Origin of the sequence: Burkholderia sp. TSV86, assembly GCF_001522865.1 — a bacterium.
GTDB lineage: Bacteria > Pseudomonadota > Gammaproteobacteria > Burkholderiales > Burkholderiaceae > Burkholderia.
This window is the reverse complement of the sequence record NZ_LOWB01000033.1, coordinates 12,862-29,812: the sequence shown is the minus strand read 5'-3', so window position 1 is coordinate 29,812 and position 16,951 is coordinate 12,862. Positions and strand designations below refer to the sequence as shown.

Genomic DNA, 16,951 nt, shown 5'->3' with positions numbered 1-16,951 from the left:
CGACTCTTCGTTAGCATTCGATGACGTTCACGGCAAGCCCGCCGCGCGACGTCTCCTTGTATTTCGTCTTCATGTCGGCGCCCGTCTCGCGCATCGTCTTGATCACCGAATCGAGCGATACGTAGTGCTGACCGTCCCCTTTCAGCGCGATCCGCGACGCGTTCAGCGCCTTGATCGCACCCATCGCGTTGCGCTCGATGCACGGAATCTGCACGAGACCGCCCACGGGATCGCAAGTCATTCCGAGGTTGTGCTCCATGCCGATCTCGGCCGCGTTCTCGACCTGGCCCGGCGTGCCGCCCATTACCGCGGCAAGCGCGGCGGCGGCCATCGAGCACGCGACGCCGACCTCGCCCTGGCAGCCGACTTCCGCGCCCGAGATCGATGCGGTTTCCTTGTAGATGATTCCGATTGCGGCGGCCGTCAACAGAAAATCGACGATGCCCTGCTCGTTCGAACCGGGCACGAACTTCACGTAGTAATGCAGCACGGCTGGAATCACGCCCGCCGCGCCGTTGGTCGGCGCGGTGACCACCCGGCCGCCCGCCGCGTTTTCCTCGTTGACGGCCATCGCATACAGATTGACCCAATCGAGCATCGACAGCGGATCGCGCAGCGATTCCTCCGATCGCTCACGCAACCGCGCATGCAGCTCGGCCGCGCGACGCTTCACACGCATCGGCCCCGGCAGCTCGCCGCTCGTCTTGCAGCCGCGTTCGACGCACGCAGCCATCGCCCGCCAGATCGCGATGAGGCCCGCGCGCACCTCTTCGGGTGGCCGCAGCGCGCATTCGTTGCGAAACGTCAGCGCCGCGATCGACAGCCCGCTGTCGCGGCACGCGCGCATCAGATCGTCGCCCGTGCGAAACGGATACGGCACGTCCGCTCCCGCGCACGCCCCGTTGACGCGATCGCCGTCGCGATTGACGACGAAACCGCCGCCCACCGAGTAATACTCTTTCTCGACGAGAAGCTGCCCTTGCTCGTCGAACGCCTGAAACCGCATCCCATTCGGATGCACAACGCCCGAACCCGTCATCAGCTTGCGATAGAACCCGAGATCGTCCTTCTCGTCAAAGCGCACCGGATACTTGCCAAGCAGCGCGAGCGACTTCCGGGAGCGGATCTCGGCAAGGCGCGGCCCGATCAGATCGGGATCGATCCGGTCGGGCAAATGCCCTTCGAGACCGAGCAGTACTGCCTTGTCGGTGCCATGCCCCTTGCCGGTCGCGCCGAGCGAGCCATACAGATCCACCCGCACACGCCGCACGAACGCAAGCAGGTTCGCATCCTCGACATGCGACGCGAAACGGCATGCGGCGATCATCGGGCCGACCGTGTGCGAACTCGACGGACCGATGCCGATCTTGAACAGATCGAAGACGCTGACATTCATCCGGCCATCCTTGCGTGACAATGCACTGTGAAATTGACGTTGGGTGTCAGTACACCAAAGCGTAGAATTGGCCGATAGAACAAAAACGGCATCGGCGTGGGACGCCGCCGCCAAGCGCCGCGCCCGCCGGCCGGGCGATGCGTTTCGGCGATGATTCGCGGCGAAAAAACACAAGTCCCGCCCGAGCCGATCGGCGACGCTCGCGATATGGTCCCCGGTACGCTCCGCGTCCTGGCCCATACACCGGCCCGCCGCGAACCATGCGCAGCCGGTGCGCCCGCAGCGCTGTGCCACACTGCCGTATCAGCTAAACGATTCAGCCCAAGACTGCCACGATGACCGCCGACGCATCCGCCCCGCCCCTAGCCGCCACGCCCGACGCCAAGCCGCGTCTGCGCTTCGGCATCGTGCTGCTGCCAAATTTCACGTTGACCGCGTTCTCCGGCTTCGTCGACATGCTGCGCCTGTCGGCCGACGACGGCGACCACAGCAAGCCGGTGCGCTGTTCATGGACGGTGATCGGCGACACGCTCGCGCCCGTGCGCGCGAGCTGCGGGATCCAGGTGACGCCATGGCAAACGTTCGACGACGCGGGCGCGTTCGACTACGTCGTCGTCGTGGGCGGGCTGCTGCACTCCGGGCCGCAGGCGGGCCAGCCGGTCCTGCAATTCATCCACCGCGCCGCACAACGCGGCGCGCATCTCGTGGGCATTTGCACCGGTGCGTTCGCGCTGATGCGGGCGGGCGTGCTCGACGGACACAGGGTCTGCGTGAGTTGGTTCCATTATTGGGATTTCGTCGAGCGCTTCCCGGACATCGATCCGGATCTCCTGATCGCCGACAGGCTGTTCGTCATCGACCGGCGGCGCATCACTTGCTCGGGTGGGCGCGCGTCAATCGACGTCGCCGCCGCGATCCTGCTGCGCCACTTCGATCATGCGACCGTACAAAAAGCACTCCGTATCCTGCTCGTCGGCGAGATGCAGAAAGGCAACGCGCCGCAACCACACCCGCCCGGCCTCGCGCCCGCAACGCATCCGAAAATCAAGCGCGCGATCCTGCTGATGGAGCAACATGTCGGCCGTGCGCTGCCGCTCGACGAACTGGCATGCAAGCTCGACCTGTCGACACGGCAGCTCGAGCGGCTATTCAAGGCGGAAACGGGCAAGACCCCGCAGGCGTTCGCCAAGCAGGTGCGGCTGCGCACCGCCGCGTGGCTACTGACGAGTTCGGACCGCACCGTCGCCGACATCGCGTCGAGTTGCGGATTCTCCGACGCGTCTCACCTCGGACGGGAATTCCGCAAGCAGTTCGGCGAACCGCCCGCGGCTTACCGGGACAAAGGCGTTGCCCTTACCGGCGACGGGGGCGCAGCGGCCCACGCCGCGCACGACGCCAGCGCGCCCCCCTGCGCGCTCGCTCAATAGCTGGACGTCCGGCAATAAACGATAGCGCTCGGCCCATTGTCATTACCCCGCCGGAGCGCCGGCGTTCATTTCCATTCATGCCGAATAATTGTCTGCCAGATAAAATGGCCTGAAAAAAACCCCGCGATCGAGTTAGCCTCTGCGACGCCGCCATACTGGAGTTTGATACAGGAACCGGCGTCGGCGCGCCGTCGTATCGAGCGCGCCGCCGGCAGATCGCCGATCGTTACGCGCGCCCACGCGTTGCGCGCCACATGGCGTATGACGCACGGCGCATCGTCCAATCGACATCTAAACATCTAAACCTCATCACATCGCCATGCCACGCTTTGCCGCCAATCTGACGATGATGTACCACGAGCACGCGTTCGTCGAACGCTTCGCCGCCGCCGCGCGCGACGGCTTCCGGGCAGTCGAATACCTGTTTCCCTATGACTTCCCTGCCGCCGAGCTCAAAGCCCGGCTCGACGCGAACGGCCTGACTCAAGCGCTCTTCAACGCGCCTGCCGGCAACTGGGCCGCGGGCGAACGCGGGATCGCGTCGCTGCCGGGCCGCGAAGACGAATTCAAGCGCTCGATCGACACGGCACTCGCCTACGCCCGCGCGATCGGCAACGATAAAGTTCATGTGATGGCCGGCTCGATCGCGCCGACGCACGACCGCGCACGCCACCGCGACACCTATCTGCGCAACCTCGCCTATGCGGCCGAAGCAGCGCGCGCCGAGCGCATGGCGATCCTGATCGAGCCCATCAATCCGCGCGACATACCCGGCTATTTCCTGACCCGTCAGGAAGAAGCGCAAGCGATCCGCCGCGAGATCGGTGCTCCGAATCTCGAAGTGCAATTCGATTGCTATCACTGCCAGATCGTCGAAGGCGATCTGGCGACGGCACTCAAACGCGACATCGCGGCCATCGGCCACATTCAGATTGCCGGCGTGCCGGAGCGGCACGAGCCCGACATCGGCGAGATCCATTATCCGTACCTGTTCGCGCTGATCGACGCGCTCGGCTACGACGGCTGGATCGGCTGCGAGTACCGGCCGCGAGCCGGCACGTCGGAAGGTCTGGGCTGGCTCAGGCCATATCTGTGACGCCGGATTTCGGCCAGCAGCGCCTGTCGCAATGAAGGTTACGCCGGCGGCAATGAGGGTTTCAGCGGCGGTGCCGGCGGCTTTGTCGAGCAGCATCCACCGGCATGCGCGCCGCAAGCGGACGGAAAACGCCGTGCGCGCAGCGCAAGCGCACGGCACTGCGATTCACTGCATACCGAGATGGTGCTTGACGGCCGGCACCGCCGGTTTGCCGTCGAACGTCGTCACGCCGGCCAGCCATTTGTCGAGTATTTGCGGATTCGCCTTCAGCCACTCGCCCGCCGCCTTGTTCGGCTCCTCCTTGTTCATGATCGGCACCATCACGTGATTCTCGATCGACGTCGAGAATTGCAGGTTCGATACGAATTTCGCGACGTTCGGGCAACGCGATGCGTAATCGGGCGGCATCGCCGTCAACACCTTCGCCTCACCGTAGTTCGGGCCGAACACGTCATCGCCGCCACTCAGATAATCGATCTTCATTTGCACGTTCATCGGATGCGGTTCCCAGCCGAGAAACACAATCCATTGCTTGTCTCGAATCGCGCGGTTCACTTCGACGAGCATCCCCGCTTCGCTCGATTCGACCAGCTTGAATTTGCCGAGCCCGAACTGGTTGCCGTCGATCATCTTCTTGATCAGCATATTGCCGTCGTTGCCGGGCTCGATGCCGTAGATGCGTCCCCCGAGCTTGTCCGAGAATTTCTGAATATCGGCAAACGACTTCAGGCCGCCTTGATAGACATAATCCGGTACCGCGAGCGTGTATTTCGCTCCCGTCAGGTTCGGAGTCGGCAGCACCTTGATCGTGCCCGCCTTCGTAAACGGCGCAATGATCGGGTCCATCGTCGGCGACCAGTAGCCGAGAAACACATCGATCTGCTTGCTCTTGATGCCCGCGAACGTGATCGGCACTGACGCGATCGTCTTAGTCGGCGTGTAGCCAAGGCCCGCGAGCATCGTCGAAGCAAGCCCTGTCGTCGCGGCGATGTCGCTCCAGCCGACGTCCGCAAAGCGCACTGTCTTGCAGGCCAGCGGCTCTCCCGCTCGCGCGCTCGCGAACGGTGCAACCGAAATGGCGAGCCCGCAAGCCGCCGCGATCCATTGTCGTTTCATTCCCGTTCTCCTCGACTACGACGTCTTCCACATGAAATTCGTGCTTCGCCAATGCGAGGATCGCGCATCGCGCCGCCTATCGCACATCGGCAAGGCAGAGCCTGCCCGCGCATCAGCCCGCATCCGGCTCAGCCCGCCGCCAGCGCACGGCGCTCGTGGCTCGGCGCATGGCCGAACTGCGCGCGATACGCCTTGCTGAAATGGCATGGCGAATGAAAACCGCAAATCGCCGTCACGCGCGCGATCGATGCGTCGGTGGTGCGCAAAAGATCACGGGCGCGCTTCAAGCGCAGCGTCAGGTAGTAATGCGTCGGCGACACATTCAAATACACCTTGAACATGCGCTGCAGATGCCGTTGCGATAGTTGCACGAGCCGCGCCAGTTCATCCAGCGACAGCGGCTCCTCGATGTTCGACTCCATCAGTCGCACGACCTCGATCAGTTCCGCGCGGGAAAAACCCACGCGCGCATCGACTGGAATCGGCTGAGCATCGGTCGCGCCGCGAATCCGCTCGAGGACGAACTGCTCGGAAACCTGCGCGGCGAGCCGCTGCCCGAGCTGCGCGCCGACAAGATTGAGCATCAGATCGAGCGGCGCGGTGCCGCCCGTGCAGGTCAACCGGTCGCGATCGACGACGAACAGCTCGTCGGCAAAGCTCACTTGCGGAAACTGCGTGTGCAGCGCCGACAGATTCTCCCAATGCACCGAACACCGGTAGCCGTCGAGCAAGCCGCTTGCCATCAACGCATACGCGCCCGTGCAAAAACCGCCCAACGGCACGCCGCGCCCGGCAAGCGCGACAAGCGCCTCGCACGTCGCGGAGGTGACCACCTCGCGAACCCCAATGCCGCCGCAAACAATCAGCGCATCGGGCGGCGTTTCAATGTCGAGCGGTTGCGTCGGACGCACCGCAATGCCGTTGCTTGCATGCGCCGGCGTGCCATCGAGCGTAAGCACCGACCAGCGGTAGTGCTGGGCGCGCGCAACATAATTCGCCATCCGCAACACTTCGACCGCGCTCGTAAACGCGATCATGGAAAAATTATTCAACGTCAGGAATCCAAAATTCCTGACCGAAGCAAGCGGATCGATACAGGCATCAAATGCGGCAACGGCGGGGGCGGGCATCACATCGTTCTCCAGCAATCTGGTTGCCTGCGGCCGGCTGGCTCAGGCGACCGCACACCTGCCTGAGCCAGCCGGTTTTCGACACTCGGAATGACGAAAAACGTCAGGCTTGCGCAATCGGCGAGCGCGTGCCGAACAATTGCCTGAGGCCGGAGAACAACGGGGCTTTCGCGGTGCCCGGTGCGCGGCCGAAGCTTTCGGTGATACGGTCGAGAATGATCGCCAGCAGCACGACGGACAAGCCGCTTTCGAAACCCAGGCCGATGTCCAAACGCTGAATGCTCGCGAGCACGTCGTTACCGAGGCCACCCGCGCCGACCATCGATGCGATGATCACCATCGACAACGCCATCATGATCGTCTGGTTCACGCCCTGCATGATCGACGGCAGCGCATTCGGAAACTGCACCTTGTAGAGAAGTTGCCACGGCGTGCAGCCGAACGCCTGCCCCGCTTCGACGATCTCGCGGTTCACATGGCGAATGCCGAGGCTCGTTAGACGCACGGCGGGCGGCATTGCGAAGATCACCGTCGACAAGATGCCGGGCACGCGGCCCAAACCGAACAGCATGGCAGCCGGAATCAGATAGACGAATGCGGGCATCGTCTGCATCAAATCGAGAATCGGGCGCACGAGCGCCGCGACCCATTTGTTCTTTGCCGCCCAGATTCCGAGCGGAATGCCGAGCACGAGACTGATGATCGTCGACGACAACGTGAGCCCGAGCGTGACGACCGTCTGATCCCAAAAGCCCGTGCCGACGATGAGGCCGAGCGACAACGCGGTGAACAGTGCGAAACGCCAGCCGACACGCCATAGCCCGACGCCGACGAAGCCGGCGATCATTGCCCACATCGGCACCACCTGCAGCGTGTGCTCGACAAACGCGGCGAGCCCTTCGATTGCGCGGCCGATCGAATCGAACGTCTTGGCGTCGTGGTCGAGCAGATAGTGAACCGACTGATCTACCCAGCTACCGAGCGGAATGCGTTCAGACATGGGAACCTCGCGAGCGCGTAATGGCCTTCAGCAACACGGTCCGGTCGACCGAGCCGCAATAGCAGCCGTCGTCGTCGACGACGGGCAGCGCGTGTGGGTGCGCGACCACCCGCTCGATCACATGCTCGAGCGACGCATCGCGCGGAATGCTCTCGATCTGGTTCACGCTGAGCTTCGCGCTGCCGAGCGCATCGCGCGTCACGCAGCCGCGCAGCTTGCGCGTTTCGTCGAGCACGAATGCGTATTCGGCACTGCCGTTCAGCGTCGCGGCAACGGTCGCCGCATCGAGTCTCGAGACGACAGGCACCGCGCCCGTCAGCATCAGGTCGCCCGCCGTCAGATAGCGGCTCGTGTCGATGCCTTCGAAGAACGCGCGCACGTACTCGTCGGCCGGATGCGCGATGATTTCCTGCGGCGTGCCGAGCTGCACGAGCCGGCCGCCCTCCATGATCGCGATCCGGCTACCGATACGCAGCGCCTCCTCGAGATCGTGCGACACGAACATGATCGTGCGGCGCTGCTCCTTTTGAAGCTGCAGCAGCACGTTCTGCATTTCCTTGCGCTTGAGCGGATCGAGTGCGGAAAACGCTTCGTCCATGATCATCAGCGACGGATTGACTGCAAGCGCCCGCGCGAGCCCGACACGCTGCTGCATACCGCCCGACAGTTCCGCGGGCAGCTTGTGCGCGAATTGCGCGAGCCCGACCTGCTCGAGCACCGTCATCGCGCGCTGCTCGCGCTCCTTGCGGCGCATCCCGGCAACCTCGAGACCAAACGCGGCATTCGACAGCACCGTGCGCTGCGGCATCAGCGCGAACGACTGAAACACCATGCTCATGTCTTTGCGGCGCAGCGCGATCAACTCGGCGCGCGGCACGGCGGCGACGTCGCGGCCGTCGATCAACACCTTGCCGGCGCTGGGCTCGACGAGCCGGTTAACGAGCCGGATCAGCGTCGATTTGCCGGAACCCGACAAGCCCATCAGCACGAAAATCTCGCCTTCCCGCACATCGAATGAGACGTCATGCACACCGACCACCTGGCCCGTGCGCGCGAACACTTCATCTTTCGTCGCGCCCGCGGCAAGCATGTCGAGCGCCTGCCGCGGATTATTTCCAAATACTTTGCACAGACCTTCGACCACGACCTTCGGGGCATCCATTGCAACCGTCTCCTGGTGTAGCGGAAATCAAGCCATCAGAGCGTGCCTACATGGTTGCCAGAAAAAACCCTGTCCAGCCGACGAATTACGACAAACGCTTGCGCAAATACGACACGCGCGGCGGCGCCGGTCAAGTGCGGCCGGCGTCGGACATGCGGCTTTTGCGCACCGCGGCAAAAAGCTGACAAGAAAAAACGCGCCGCCTCGGCGGCAGCACGGCGGCCGGCACGTCGCGTAAAGCGCGCGTCGTCAAACTTTGTTTGATCTTCATCAGCCATACCGCACACTCGGCCGTGGCCGGCCGACACGAGACTCGTCGCTCATGCTGCTCCGGTCATTCGGCAAAGCAAAGCCATGTCTGCCGCGCGGCAGTTGCATACTGGCTGCCTCGCAACCGCAATTGCGCGCTCGCGTGGCGAGCGGCTTGGCCCGATGCGGCAACGTGCGCGCCGAAAGCATCTCGCATGTGAATCGAAATCCAATCGAAAACGCTCATGCGACATTCGGTTGTCCAAATCGATGGCCGATTCCGCATTGCGAATATCGAATTGCCAACGTCGAATCGCCAACGCACAAAAAAAGCCCCGCCGACATTCCCACCGGCGGGGCCAACCCATGTTAGAGAAATCTCATGGAGGAGACAGGTGCGATCATATCGATCCGCTGCGTGCCCCCCAACCAAGCATTTCTGCTATCCAATTCACGGTGCGCGGCACCGCTCCCATCCTCAATTAGCATATCGATAGAATGAAAAGTCGTTTCTCCAGCATCGATTACGTCATTAATATGCTGTATCCAGCCTACTTTTGATCAGGCGCCGCACCTACATGGAGCGCACTTTGACTGCATTCGACCCGCATCGTCGGCCGTTCATCGTCGGCATCGGCGGCACCACCCGAGCCGCATCATCGACCGAGCGCGCGCTCGGCTTCGCGCTGCGCGGCGCGCAAGCAACCGGCGCCCGAACACGATTGTTCGATGGCCCGTTCCTGCATACGCTGCCCCATTACGCGCCGGAGCGGCGCGAACTGACCAACAGCCAGCGCGAGTTGATCGACGCTATCCGCACCGCCGACGCGGTAATCATCGCAACGCCCGGCTATCACGGCGGCGTGTCCGGGCTCGTGAAAAACGCGCTCGACACGCTCGAGGAATTGCGCGCCGACGAGCGTCCTTACCTGGACGGCCGCGCGGTGGGCTGCATCGTCACCGCATACGGCTGGCGGGCCGCGGGCACCGTGCTGACGTCACTGCGCTCGATCGTCCACGCACTGCGCGGCTGGCCGACACCATTCGGCGCGACGGTCAACACGCTCGAAACCCGCTTCGAAACCGCCGATAACTGCTCCGATCCCAAGGTGGCTTCGCAGCTCGAAACTGTCGGCGCGCAAGCTGCCGAGTTCGCACTCGCGTTCGCGTTGCGCCGTGCGGCCGCCCGCGCCACGGGAGACGATGCGCTCGCGGCAGTGCTCGAAGCCACCGTCAGTTGAACGCGCTGCGCTCGCGCGCGCCGCCACGCTCCCCTCATCGTTGGGCGCTGATCAGGTCCGCCTGGTCCGGTCTGCCGTATCCGCCGCGTCCGCGAGCGGATCGGCAAATCGCACCCGCGCGTGTCGCCCCGCCCCGGGATACGCACCAAGTGTCTATCGGATCGAGAGCCATCTTCATGACATTCGATCCCGCCACGTGATTTGCTTACCTATAAAGATTGGTTCACCGTCGTGTGCCGATTGCTTACGCTGCAAGCTCGCTCTCAACTCTCGCGTATGCCATGAATCGCTCGATCCGCTACAAGGGCTATGAGGTCGCGCCCGCTGCGGCGCGACTGCCGAACGGCCTGTTCGCCGCGAACCTCACCATCGAAAAGGCAGGCGCCCCCGCCCGGGCCTATTCGTTCGACGCCATCGATTTCTTCTTCGACGAAGAGCATGCACTCGCCTATGCGTTCCGCTGGGGACGCCTCTGGGTCGACTCGCACTGTTGAGCAAGACGCCGGCGGCGCCCGGTAAAACGGCTGCCTCGCGCGCCACATCGCGCACGTACATCGGCTGGCAAAATACGTGATTTCCGGAGCTATGTAACAATCACCTACTCCTTACATCACGTTTACCAACCTGGCCATGTCCGACACGCTGCCGCAAGAGCAAACGGCGGAACAAGCAGCAGATCACGCAATGCGAAACTGGGTCCATCCAAGCCGCGGCCCAGTGCGAATCGGCTCCGATATGCATAAGCAGATGTTCTGCCGTATGCTGCTCGACACTCATAACCCGTATAAGCCAGCCGTCATCGATTGGCCGCCGCTTGACGCCGATTCGCTGGCGAAACTCACGTCGCTGCCGATCTGGGACATCGCCGTGCAAACCGAAGGCCGCGCGTCGATCCGGGTAGCGACCTTCGCATCGACGGTGGTAAGCGACCCGCTGCTGCGCGAAGCGCTTGAGATGGACGGCGCCGAGGAAGCCCGGCACAAGGTCGTGCTGTCGAAGCTCGTCGAGGCTTACGGAATCAAGCTCGCGCCCGAGCCGGACTATCCGGTGCCCAAAGACGCCGAGTGGGCGTGGATGGTCACCGGATTCAGCGAATGCATCGACAGCTTCTTCGCATTCGGGCTGTTCCTCTCCGCGCAACGTTCGGGCTACTTTCCACAAGCGCTCGTCGAAACCTTCGAACCCGTGATCCAGGAAGAAGGCCGCCACATCCTGTTCTTCGTGAACTGGTTCGGCTGGTATTGGCGCAACCTGCCGTGGTGGCGCCGGCCGTGGTTCTTCGCGCGGGTCGCGACGGTGTGGGCGTTCCTGATCTGGGAACGAATCGGCATCGCGCGCGGCATCGACGCCGACGGCGTCGCCCGCGACGCGAATTTTCCGGCCAATACCGCAGCCACCGTCGGCGACGCGCTGAATCCCCGCGAACTGATCGAGCTTTGCCTCATCGAGAACGAACGGCGGATGGCCGGTTACGACAAACGGCTGCTGCGCCCGACAGCCGTCCCCCGGCTCGCGCGGTTAGCGCTGCGTTTATTACGCCAGTAATTCTCTACCGGCGCGCCTCCAGCTCAGAACCGGTCGCGCCTTTTTCATATCATTCGCAATACCGATTATCCCGGATATAAATAGACGTCCGTCTTATTAATTTTCAATAATCATCCAGCCCCCACCATCACCGCCCGACGATTTCAAAAATTAATTAACAACGACACAAAAAAATAAATCAAATACTGCCCTGCATTCATCTCAATAAAATCATACGAATAGAAGAAGTATTTGTATGAAAATGACCATCAACCTTACGAATTTATTGAATCTGAAATTTTCAGTGTGTTTGAAACAACACCAGAAGCGAACATAAAAACTCAATCATTCAGCTAACCAAGCAGAAGAAATTCCAATCAAAACATAGAACTACAAAAAACAATAAAAATTATGATTCTTATCGCCCCATCCCGGAATAACATTTTTTAACATTCTGACAACCACTTCTTTTTCATTCTTCGAAATTATCAATACTAGAATTCGCTCCCTGATCACAACGCGTCAACACGAGATCGACGCAGGCAAGAGACAGACGTGTTGCGCACTCGTTTTAGGGGAACTTCAGCATGAATCGCTCATACCGCTCCATTTGGAACGAAGCGCTCGGCGCATGGGTTGCCACATCGGAACTTGATTCGGCGCGCGGCAAACCGAACAAATCTCCCGTCATCGTCACGACGATCGTGGCACTGCTGGCCGGAGTACCATCGCTTGCGAGCGCCGACGTCTATATTCCCAACGAAATCTCGTCCACCGGAGAACTCACGCACGCGACCTGCACGTCCGGTAGTGGCACAGCGACCGTCGGCCGGACGGTTACGGGCAACACGAATGCCTATCCTGTCGACGGCTCGGGTACGTATTCGACCATCAGCGGCTGCAATTCGAGCGGCAACAACCAGCTCGCGGCAACCGTCTATGGCGTATTCGCGCAGGTAACGGGCAACGGCGGCACCGCCACCGGCTTTCTCAGCTCGGCGGCCCTATGGGGAACTGCGGCCGGTCTCGAAGCGAATGCGAGCGGCACTGCGGCAACCGCGGTCGGCTTCGGCAGCATCGCAAGCGCGCTGAACTCCGTCGCGATCGGTGGTGCCGGCGGCAACGGCACGACTGCGCTGTCAGCGGCAAACTCAACGCTCGCCTCCGGTGCGGGATCGATTGCTATCGGCAGCAATGCAACGAAAGGAGCACAAGCGACCGCGCAAGATGCGATTGCGCTCGGAGGACAATCCAGCGCTGCGGCACAATCGGGCGTAGCGATCGGGCTCGGTGCGACGGTCGGCGCGACAAGCACGAATGGCGTTGCAATGGGCAATAGCGCAACGGTGGCGGCGAACAGCGCGAATGCGCTCGCGCTGGGCAATCGAACCACCGCGAACGGCGCAAGCGCAACCGCGATCGGCACCCAAGCGAATGCGAATGCGGCAGGCGCGACAGCAATCGGCCCTTCAAGCACCGCTTTATACGCGAACAGCGTAGCGATCGGCCAAGGCAGCACGACTGGCCCCCAAGCGCCCACTCTTTCCGGCTACCTGACCGCAACGGCCGCGCCGCTGTCCGAAGTATCGGTTGGCAGTGCGACGAACCTGCGCCGCATCACAAACGTCGCCGACGGCGCCGCTCCGCAAGACGCAGCGACGGTCGCGCAATTGAGCACCGGCATGAAGACGACCGCAGCCAACATTGCAAGTCTGTCGACTTCCGCGTCAACCGGAATCGGTACGGCTCAGGCCAGCGTCAACTCCCTTTCCACCGGCCTCGGCGCGGCCAGCAGCAATATCGCTTCGCTTTCCAGCGGGCTATCGACGGTCCATGGCAACGTTTTTTCGCTATCCACTGGACTTAGTACAACTAATAATTTACTAACATCTTTATCAATCTCGGCCTCGACTGGAATCAATACGGCTCAAAGCGGAGTCAATTCGCTTTCCACCGGCCTAGGCACCGCCAACAGCAACATCGCATCGCTTTCCAGCGGACTCTCTACAGCCAACGGCAACGTTTTTTCGCTGTCCACTGGGCTTAGTACAACTAAGAATTTATTAACATCGTTATCAACTTCGGCCTCGACGGGAATCAACGCCGCCCAGAGCGGGGTCAACTCGCTTTCCACCGGCCTGGCCTCCGCAAACAGCTCGATGGCGTCTCTTTCGACCTCCACATCGATCGGCATCGGCTCGTTGTCCACCGGACTGTCGAGTGTCGCGTCAACGGCCGGCAACCTCGGCAACAGCGCCGCCGCCGCTCTCGGCGGCGGCGCTGTGTACAACGTTGCCACGGGCACGATCTCCGCGCCGTCGTTTGTCACGTACAACGACAATGGCACGACCACCGCAAATCACAGCGTCGGCAACGCACTCGACAACATCAATGCAAAGGGCATCAAGTACTTTCACGCCAACTCGGCAGGTACGGACAGCATCGCAACCGGCGTGAACGCCATCGCCATCGGCACCGGCGCGGTGGCCAGCATCAATAACTCGGTCGCACTTGGCGCGAACTCCGTGGCAAACGTGCGGTTTCCGCGCCGTCGTACGTCACGTACAACAGCGACGGCACGACGAGCGTGAGTCACAGCGTCGGCAACGCGATCGACAGCATCAACGCAAAAGGTATCAAGTACTTCCATGAGAACTCGACCCTGCCCGACAGCATCGCGGCCGGCGCGAACAGCGTGGCGATCGGTCCGAACGCGATCGCTAACATTGCCGACTCGATCGCGATCGGCAATGGCGCGACGACGTCGGCCGCCGTCGCCGTGCCGTCGGTGGCCATCGGGGGATTGACGTTCGGCGGTTTTGCAGGCAGCAACCCTGTCGGCGTGTTCAGCGTCGGCACACCGGGCGCCGAGCGGCAAATCACGAACGTCGCGGCCGGCAGGATTGCGAAGGTCAGCACGGACGCGATCAACGGCAGCCAGCTCTATGCGACCAACAGCACCGTCGTATCATTGTCGACAGGGCTGAACACAACGAACAGCAACCTGGCGTCGCTGTCCACGTCAACGTCGACCGCGGTCGGTTCGCTGTCCACCGGGCTGTCGGCAACCAATAGCAATCTCGCGTCGCTGTCCACGTCGACTTCGACGAGCATCGGCTCGCTGTCCACCGGGCTGTCGACGACCAACAGCAATCTTGCGTCGCTGTCCACGTCGGCCTCGACCGGCCTCGGCTCACTATCGACCAGCCTGTCGAACACCAACACCTCGGTCGCCTCGCTATCGACGAGCGTAACGAACATCAATACGCAGATCACGTCGCTATCAACATCGATCACGGAAAACGTGATCCACTCGCTGCCCGCGAGCACCGGCATCGCGGCCGACATGAGCGCGCCGTCCACCGCCGCGCCCTCCGTCACCGCCGGCTCGAACTCGGTCGCGATCGGCGCGAATTCGAATGATGCGGGCCGCTCAAACGTGGTGTCGGTCGGCAGCGCCACGCAGCAACGACAAATCACGAACGTCGCGCCGGGCACCGAAGGCACCGATGCGGTGAACCTGAACCAGTTGAATGCGTTGTCGGCATCGATGTCGCAATCGCTGTCGAATCAGCAGACCCAGATCGACACTCTTGGCGCACAGATCAACCAACAGCAGCAACAGCTTCAGCAGACCGATGCGATGGCACGCCAAGGGATTGCGGCCGTAGCGGCCATGGCGGCGATTCCGCATATGGACCGCGACTCGAATTTCGCGATGGGCGTCGGCTCATCGACGTTCCTTGGCCAGAAGGCGATGGCGCTCGGCATACAGGCGCGGCTCACCGAGAACCTGAAGGCGTCGCTGAATGGCGGTCTCAGCGGCAGTCAGAAAGTGCTTGGCGCGGGCATGCTTTATCAATGGAAGTAACGCGCAGCGGCGAGCGCATTGCGTCGCCGCGCCAATTTGGAGAAAACATGACGATGAAGATCACTTGGACCACGCTCACGTTCGCGGCGCTCGCGGCGGCAGGATGCACCGCATCGAGTTGGCCGACTTACTCGATCACGCAGACCCGTCTGCCCGACCATCCGGACGCGTACCGCGTCTCCTGTGGCGGCTTGTTCGGAGAAAACGCAATCTGCACGAATGTCGCCGCGCGCGTCTGCGGCGATCGCCAAGTCAACACGATTGCAGCCGACGCCGCTTACCGCGATAACGGTCAGCATGACGAACCATTGAGCCTTACGTTCGAATGCGTTGCGACGCCGCTCGCCTCGTCGGCGCCGGGTTCATGACCGCCAGCCCGTGACCGGCATGGAAACCCGCACGCACATCGCCGGATGCATCGCGCGCGGGCTTCTATGTCACAATCTGCCGCAGGCCGATTCGTTCGGCCCGGCGATCCGGATCGCGTATCCAGCCCGCTCCAGCCGCATTCCGGCCGACTTCCGGATCGCGTTCGAGCGCACCGCGAACGCACCGGCCGCGTTGCTCACTCATCAGCTGCGCATCGACCCGTTGGGCAACCGATGAGGTTCGATGCTGAAAACGGACATAGCCGGTGATCGATCAAGCATCCTCATCGTCCGCCGGACGGCGCGAAAAACGCCCGGCCGTCGGCATCTCGCTGTTTGCCCATGGCGGCCAGGCCATCTGGGAAAGCGGCATCCATCAAAACATTGCGTTTCTCGCGATGCTGCTCAAGCAATCGGACGCGATCGGCCCGGTGTACTTCCTGAATGGCGGCGACGCGAGCAGGCTACCCGATGGACTCGATTTCGGCGGCCTCGATATCGCGCTTGCCAATCCGCGTGACGTCACGCACGAACTCGATGTCGTGATCGAGATGGGCGCGCAGCTCGACGTCGGCTGGCTCAACCATATGCGCGCGCTCGGCAAGAAGCTTGTCGCATTCTTTGTCGGCCATACTTATGCGGGGCTGTGCGAGGCGCCGCTCTTCGGGCTGCCATCGGGTCATGTGTTCAACGGCGCACGCTTCGATGAAGTGTGGGTGCTGCAAAAATCGGAGAAGACATGCGCACCGCTGCTGCACACTTCATTGCGCGCTCCCGTCCATACGATGCCGCACATCTGGTCTTCGTATTTCATCGAGCGCCGCAACGCGCAACTCGCGGCCGAAGGGTTGACCTACGGCTATCGTCCCGGTCCGCGGCCTTGGCGGCTCGCGATCCTCGAACCGAACATCTCTGTCGTCAAAAGCTGCCATTATCCAATGCTCGCATGCGAGGAGTTCTACCGCGCGCAACCGGACGCGGTCCAGCACATGTTCGTCGTCAACGCCATGCATATGAAGTCGCATCCGAGCTTCGTGCATTTCGCGAACGCGCTTGACCTGGTTCGCGATCACAAAGCCACGTTCGAGCCGCGGATCGATCTGCCGTTGTTCCTGTCGTCGCATGCGGATGCCGTCGTGTCTCATCATTGGGAAAATTCGCAGAATTATCTGTACTACGACGTGTTGTACGGCGGTTATCCGCTAATCCACAATTCGCCGCTGCTCAACGGCGCCGGCTACTATTACCCGGATTTCGACTCGGCGGCCGGCGGCCGCGCACTCGCCAACGCGTTGCTGCGCGATGTCGCGATCGACAATCCGTGCAATGTCGATGCGTTCGTGATGCGTCTGATTGCAAAAGCTTGAATCC

At 62.1% G+C, this 16,951-nt stretch carries 14 protein-coding genes and 3 pseudogenes; 11 read left to right on the top strand and 6 right to left on the bottom strand.

What is annotated here, in order from left to right; genetic code table 11:
* Positions 1-10: 10 nt before the first annotated feature.
* Entirely contained in the window at positions 11-1,396 is a 1,386-nt protein-coding gene (locus WS68_RS05605) for an L-serine ammonia-lyase (RefSeq protein ID WP_059569855.1), read from the bottom strand.
* Between the two features lie 335 nt (positions 1,397-1,731).
* Here WS68_RS05605 and WS68_RS05600 point away from each other — a divergent pair, with 335 nt between their 5' ends.
* Both WS68_RS05600 and otnI read left to right on the top strand, forming a co-directional pair.
* Positions 1,732-2,823, top strand: a complete 1,092-nt coding sequence (locus WS68_RS05600) for a GlxA family transcriptional regulator (RefSeq protein ID WP_059569854.1) — start codon at positions 1,732-1,734, stop codon at positions 2,821-2,823.
* Positions 2,824-3,142: 319 nt separating this feature from the next.
* Positions 3,143-3,919 carry a 2-oxo-tetronate isomerase gene (gene otnI, locus WS68_RS05595; RefSeq protein ID WP_059569853.1) on the top strand — a complete coding sequence of 259 codons (777 nt, stop codon included), beginning with the start codon at positions 3,143-3,145 and terminating at the stop codon, positions 3,917-3,919.
* Positions 3,920-4,084: 165 nt separating this feature from the next.
* On the opposite strand, the gene WS68_RS05590 is transcribed toward otnI, so the two are convergent.
* Together WS68_RS05590 and WS68_RS05585 are read right to left on the bottom strand one after the other, a co-directional pair.
* Positions 4,085-5,035 (bottom strand): choline ABC transporter substrate-binding protein, encoded by a 951-nt coding sequence (locus WS68_RS05590; protein WP_059569852.1) that lies wholly within the window; start codon positions 5,033-5,035, stop codon positions 4,085-4,087.
* Positions 5,036-5,163: 128 nt separating this feature from the next.
* Positions 5,164-6,129 carry a GlxA family transcriptional regulator gene (locus tag WS68_RS05585; RefSeq protein ID WP_231752953.1) on the bottom strand — a complete coding sequence of 322 codons (966 nt, stop codon included), beginning with the start codon at positions 6,127-6,129 and terminating at the stop codon, positions 5,164-5,166.
* Between WS68_RS05585 and WS68_RS28735 the strand changes: the two genes are divergently transcribed.
* Positions 6,071-6,259: a hypothetical protein gene (locus tag WS68_RS28735; protein WP_231752955.1), complete on the top strand. Its 189-nt coding sequence runs from the start codon at positions 6,071-6,073 to the stop codon at positions 6,257-6,259. The two genes, WS68_RS05585 and WS68_RS28735, sit on opposite strands and share 59 nt — an antisense overlap.
* Before the next feature lie 9 nt (positions 6,260-6,268).
* On the opposite strand, the gene choW is transcribed toward WS68_RS28735, so the two are convergent.
* From choW to WS68_RS27280, 3 genes and pseudogenes are all read right to left on the bottom strand, one after another.
* Positions 6,269-7,165, bottom strand: coding sequence for a choline ABC transporter permease subunit (gene choW, locus WS68_RS05580; protein WP_059569850.1), 897 nt, complete (start codon positions 7,163-7,165; stop codon positions 6,269-6,271).
* Positions 7,158-8,447 (bottom strand): annotated as a pseudogene (locus tag WS68_RS05575) (quaternary amine ABC transporter ATP-binding protein); the annotation flags it as partial. The gene choW and the pseudogene WS68_RS05575, both read right to left, overlap by 8 nt.
* Positions 8,363-8,605: a hypothetical protein gene (locus WS68_RS27280; protein ID WP_156429350.1), complete on the bottom strand. Its 243-nt coding sequence runs from the start codon at positions 8,603-8,605 to the stop codon at positions 8,363-8,365. The pseudogene WS68_RS05575 and the gene WS68_RS27280, both read right to left, overlap by 85 nt.
* A gap of 549 nt (positions 8,606-9,154) precedes the next feature.
* On the opposite strand from WS68_RS27280, the gene WS68_RS05570 reads away from it, so the two are divergent.
* The 8 genes and pseudogenes from WS68_RS05570 to WS68_RS05535 all read left to right on the top strand — a co-directional run bounded on the left by WS68_RS05570 (position 9,155) and on the right by WS68_RS05535 (position 16,947).
* Positions 9,155-9,817 carry an NADPH-dependent FMN reductase gene (locus WS68_RS05570; RefSeq protein ID WP_059569848.1) on the top strand — a complete coding sequence of 221 codons (663 nt, stop codon included), beginning with the start codon at positions 9,155-9,157 and terminating at the stop codon, positions 9,815-9,817.
* Positions 9,818-10,098: 281 nt separating this feature from the next.
* On the top strand, positions 10,099-10,311 hold the full coding sequence (locus tag WS68_RS05565; protein ID WP_059569927.1) for a hypothetical protein: 213 nt from the start codon (positions 10,099-10,101) through the stop codon (positions 10,309-10,311).
* A 136-nt stretch (positions 10,312-10,447) separates the two neighbouring features.
* Complete coding sequence (locus WS68_RS05560; protein WP_059569847.1) at positions 10,448-11,362, top strand: hypothetical protein; 915 nt, start codon at positions 10,448-10,450, stop codon at positions 11,360-11,362.
* 566 nt (positions 11,363-11,928) lie between these two features.
* Positions 11,929-12,822 (top strand): annotated as a pseudogene (locus WS68_RS29525) (ESPR-type extended signal peptide-containing protein); the annotation flags it as partial.
* A gap of 888 nt (positions 12,823-13,710) precedes the next feature.
* A pseudogene (locus WS68_RS28720) lies at positions 13,711-15,212 on the top strand (YadA family autotransporter adhesin); the annotation flags it as partial.
* Positions 15,213-15,259: 47 nt separating this feature from the next.
* Positions 15,260-15,580, top strand: coding sequence for a hypothetical protein (locus WS68_RS05545; RefSeq protein ID WP_059569925.1), 321 nt, complete (start codon positions 15,260-15,262; stop codon positions 15,578-15,580).
* A gap of 19 nt (positions 15,581-15,599) precedes the next feature.
* Positions 15,600-15,818 carry a hypothetical protein gene (locus tag WS68_RS05540; RefSeq protein WP_059569845.1) on the top strand — a complete coding sequence of 73 codons (219 nt, stop codon included), beginning with the start codon at positions 15,600-15,602 and terminating at the stop codon, positions 15,816-15,818.
* Between the two features lie 28 nt (positions 15,819-15,846).
* Positions 15,847-16,947 (top strand): DUF2827 domain-containing protein, encoded by a 1,101-nt coding sequence (locus WS68_RS05535; RefSeq protein WP_059569844.1) that lies wholly within the window; start codon positions 15,847-15,849, stop codon positions 16,945-16,947.
* Positions 16,948-16,951 lie beyond the last annotated feature (4 nt).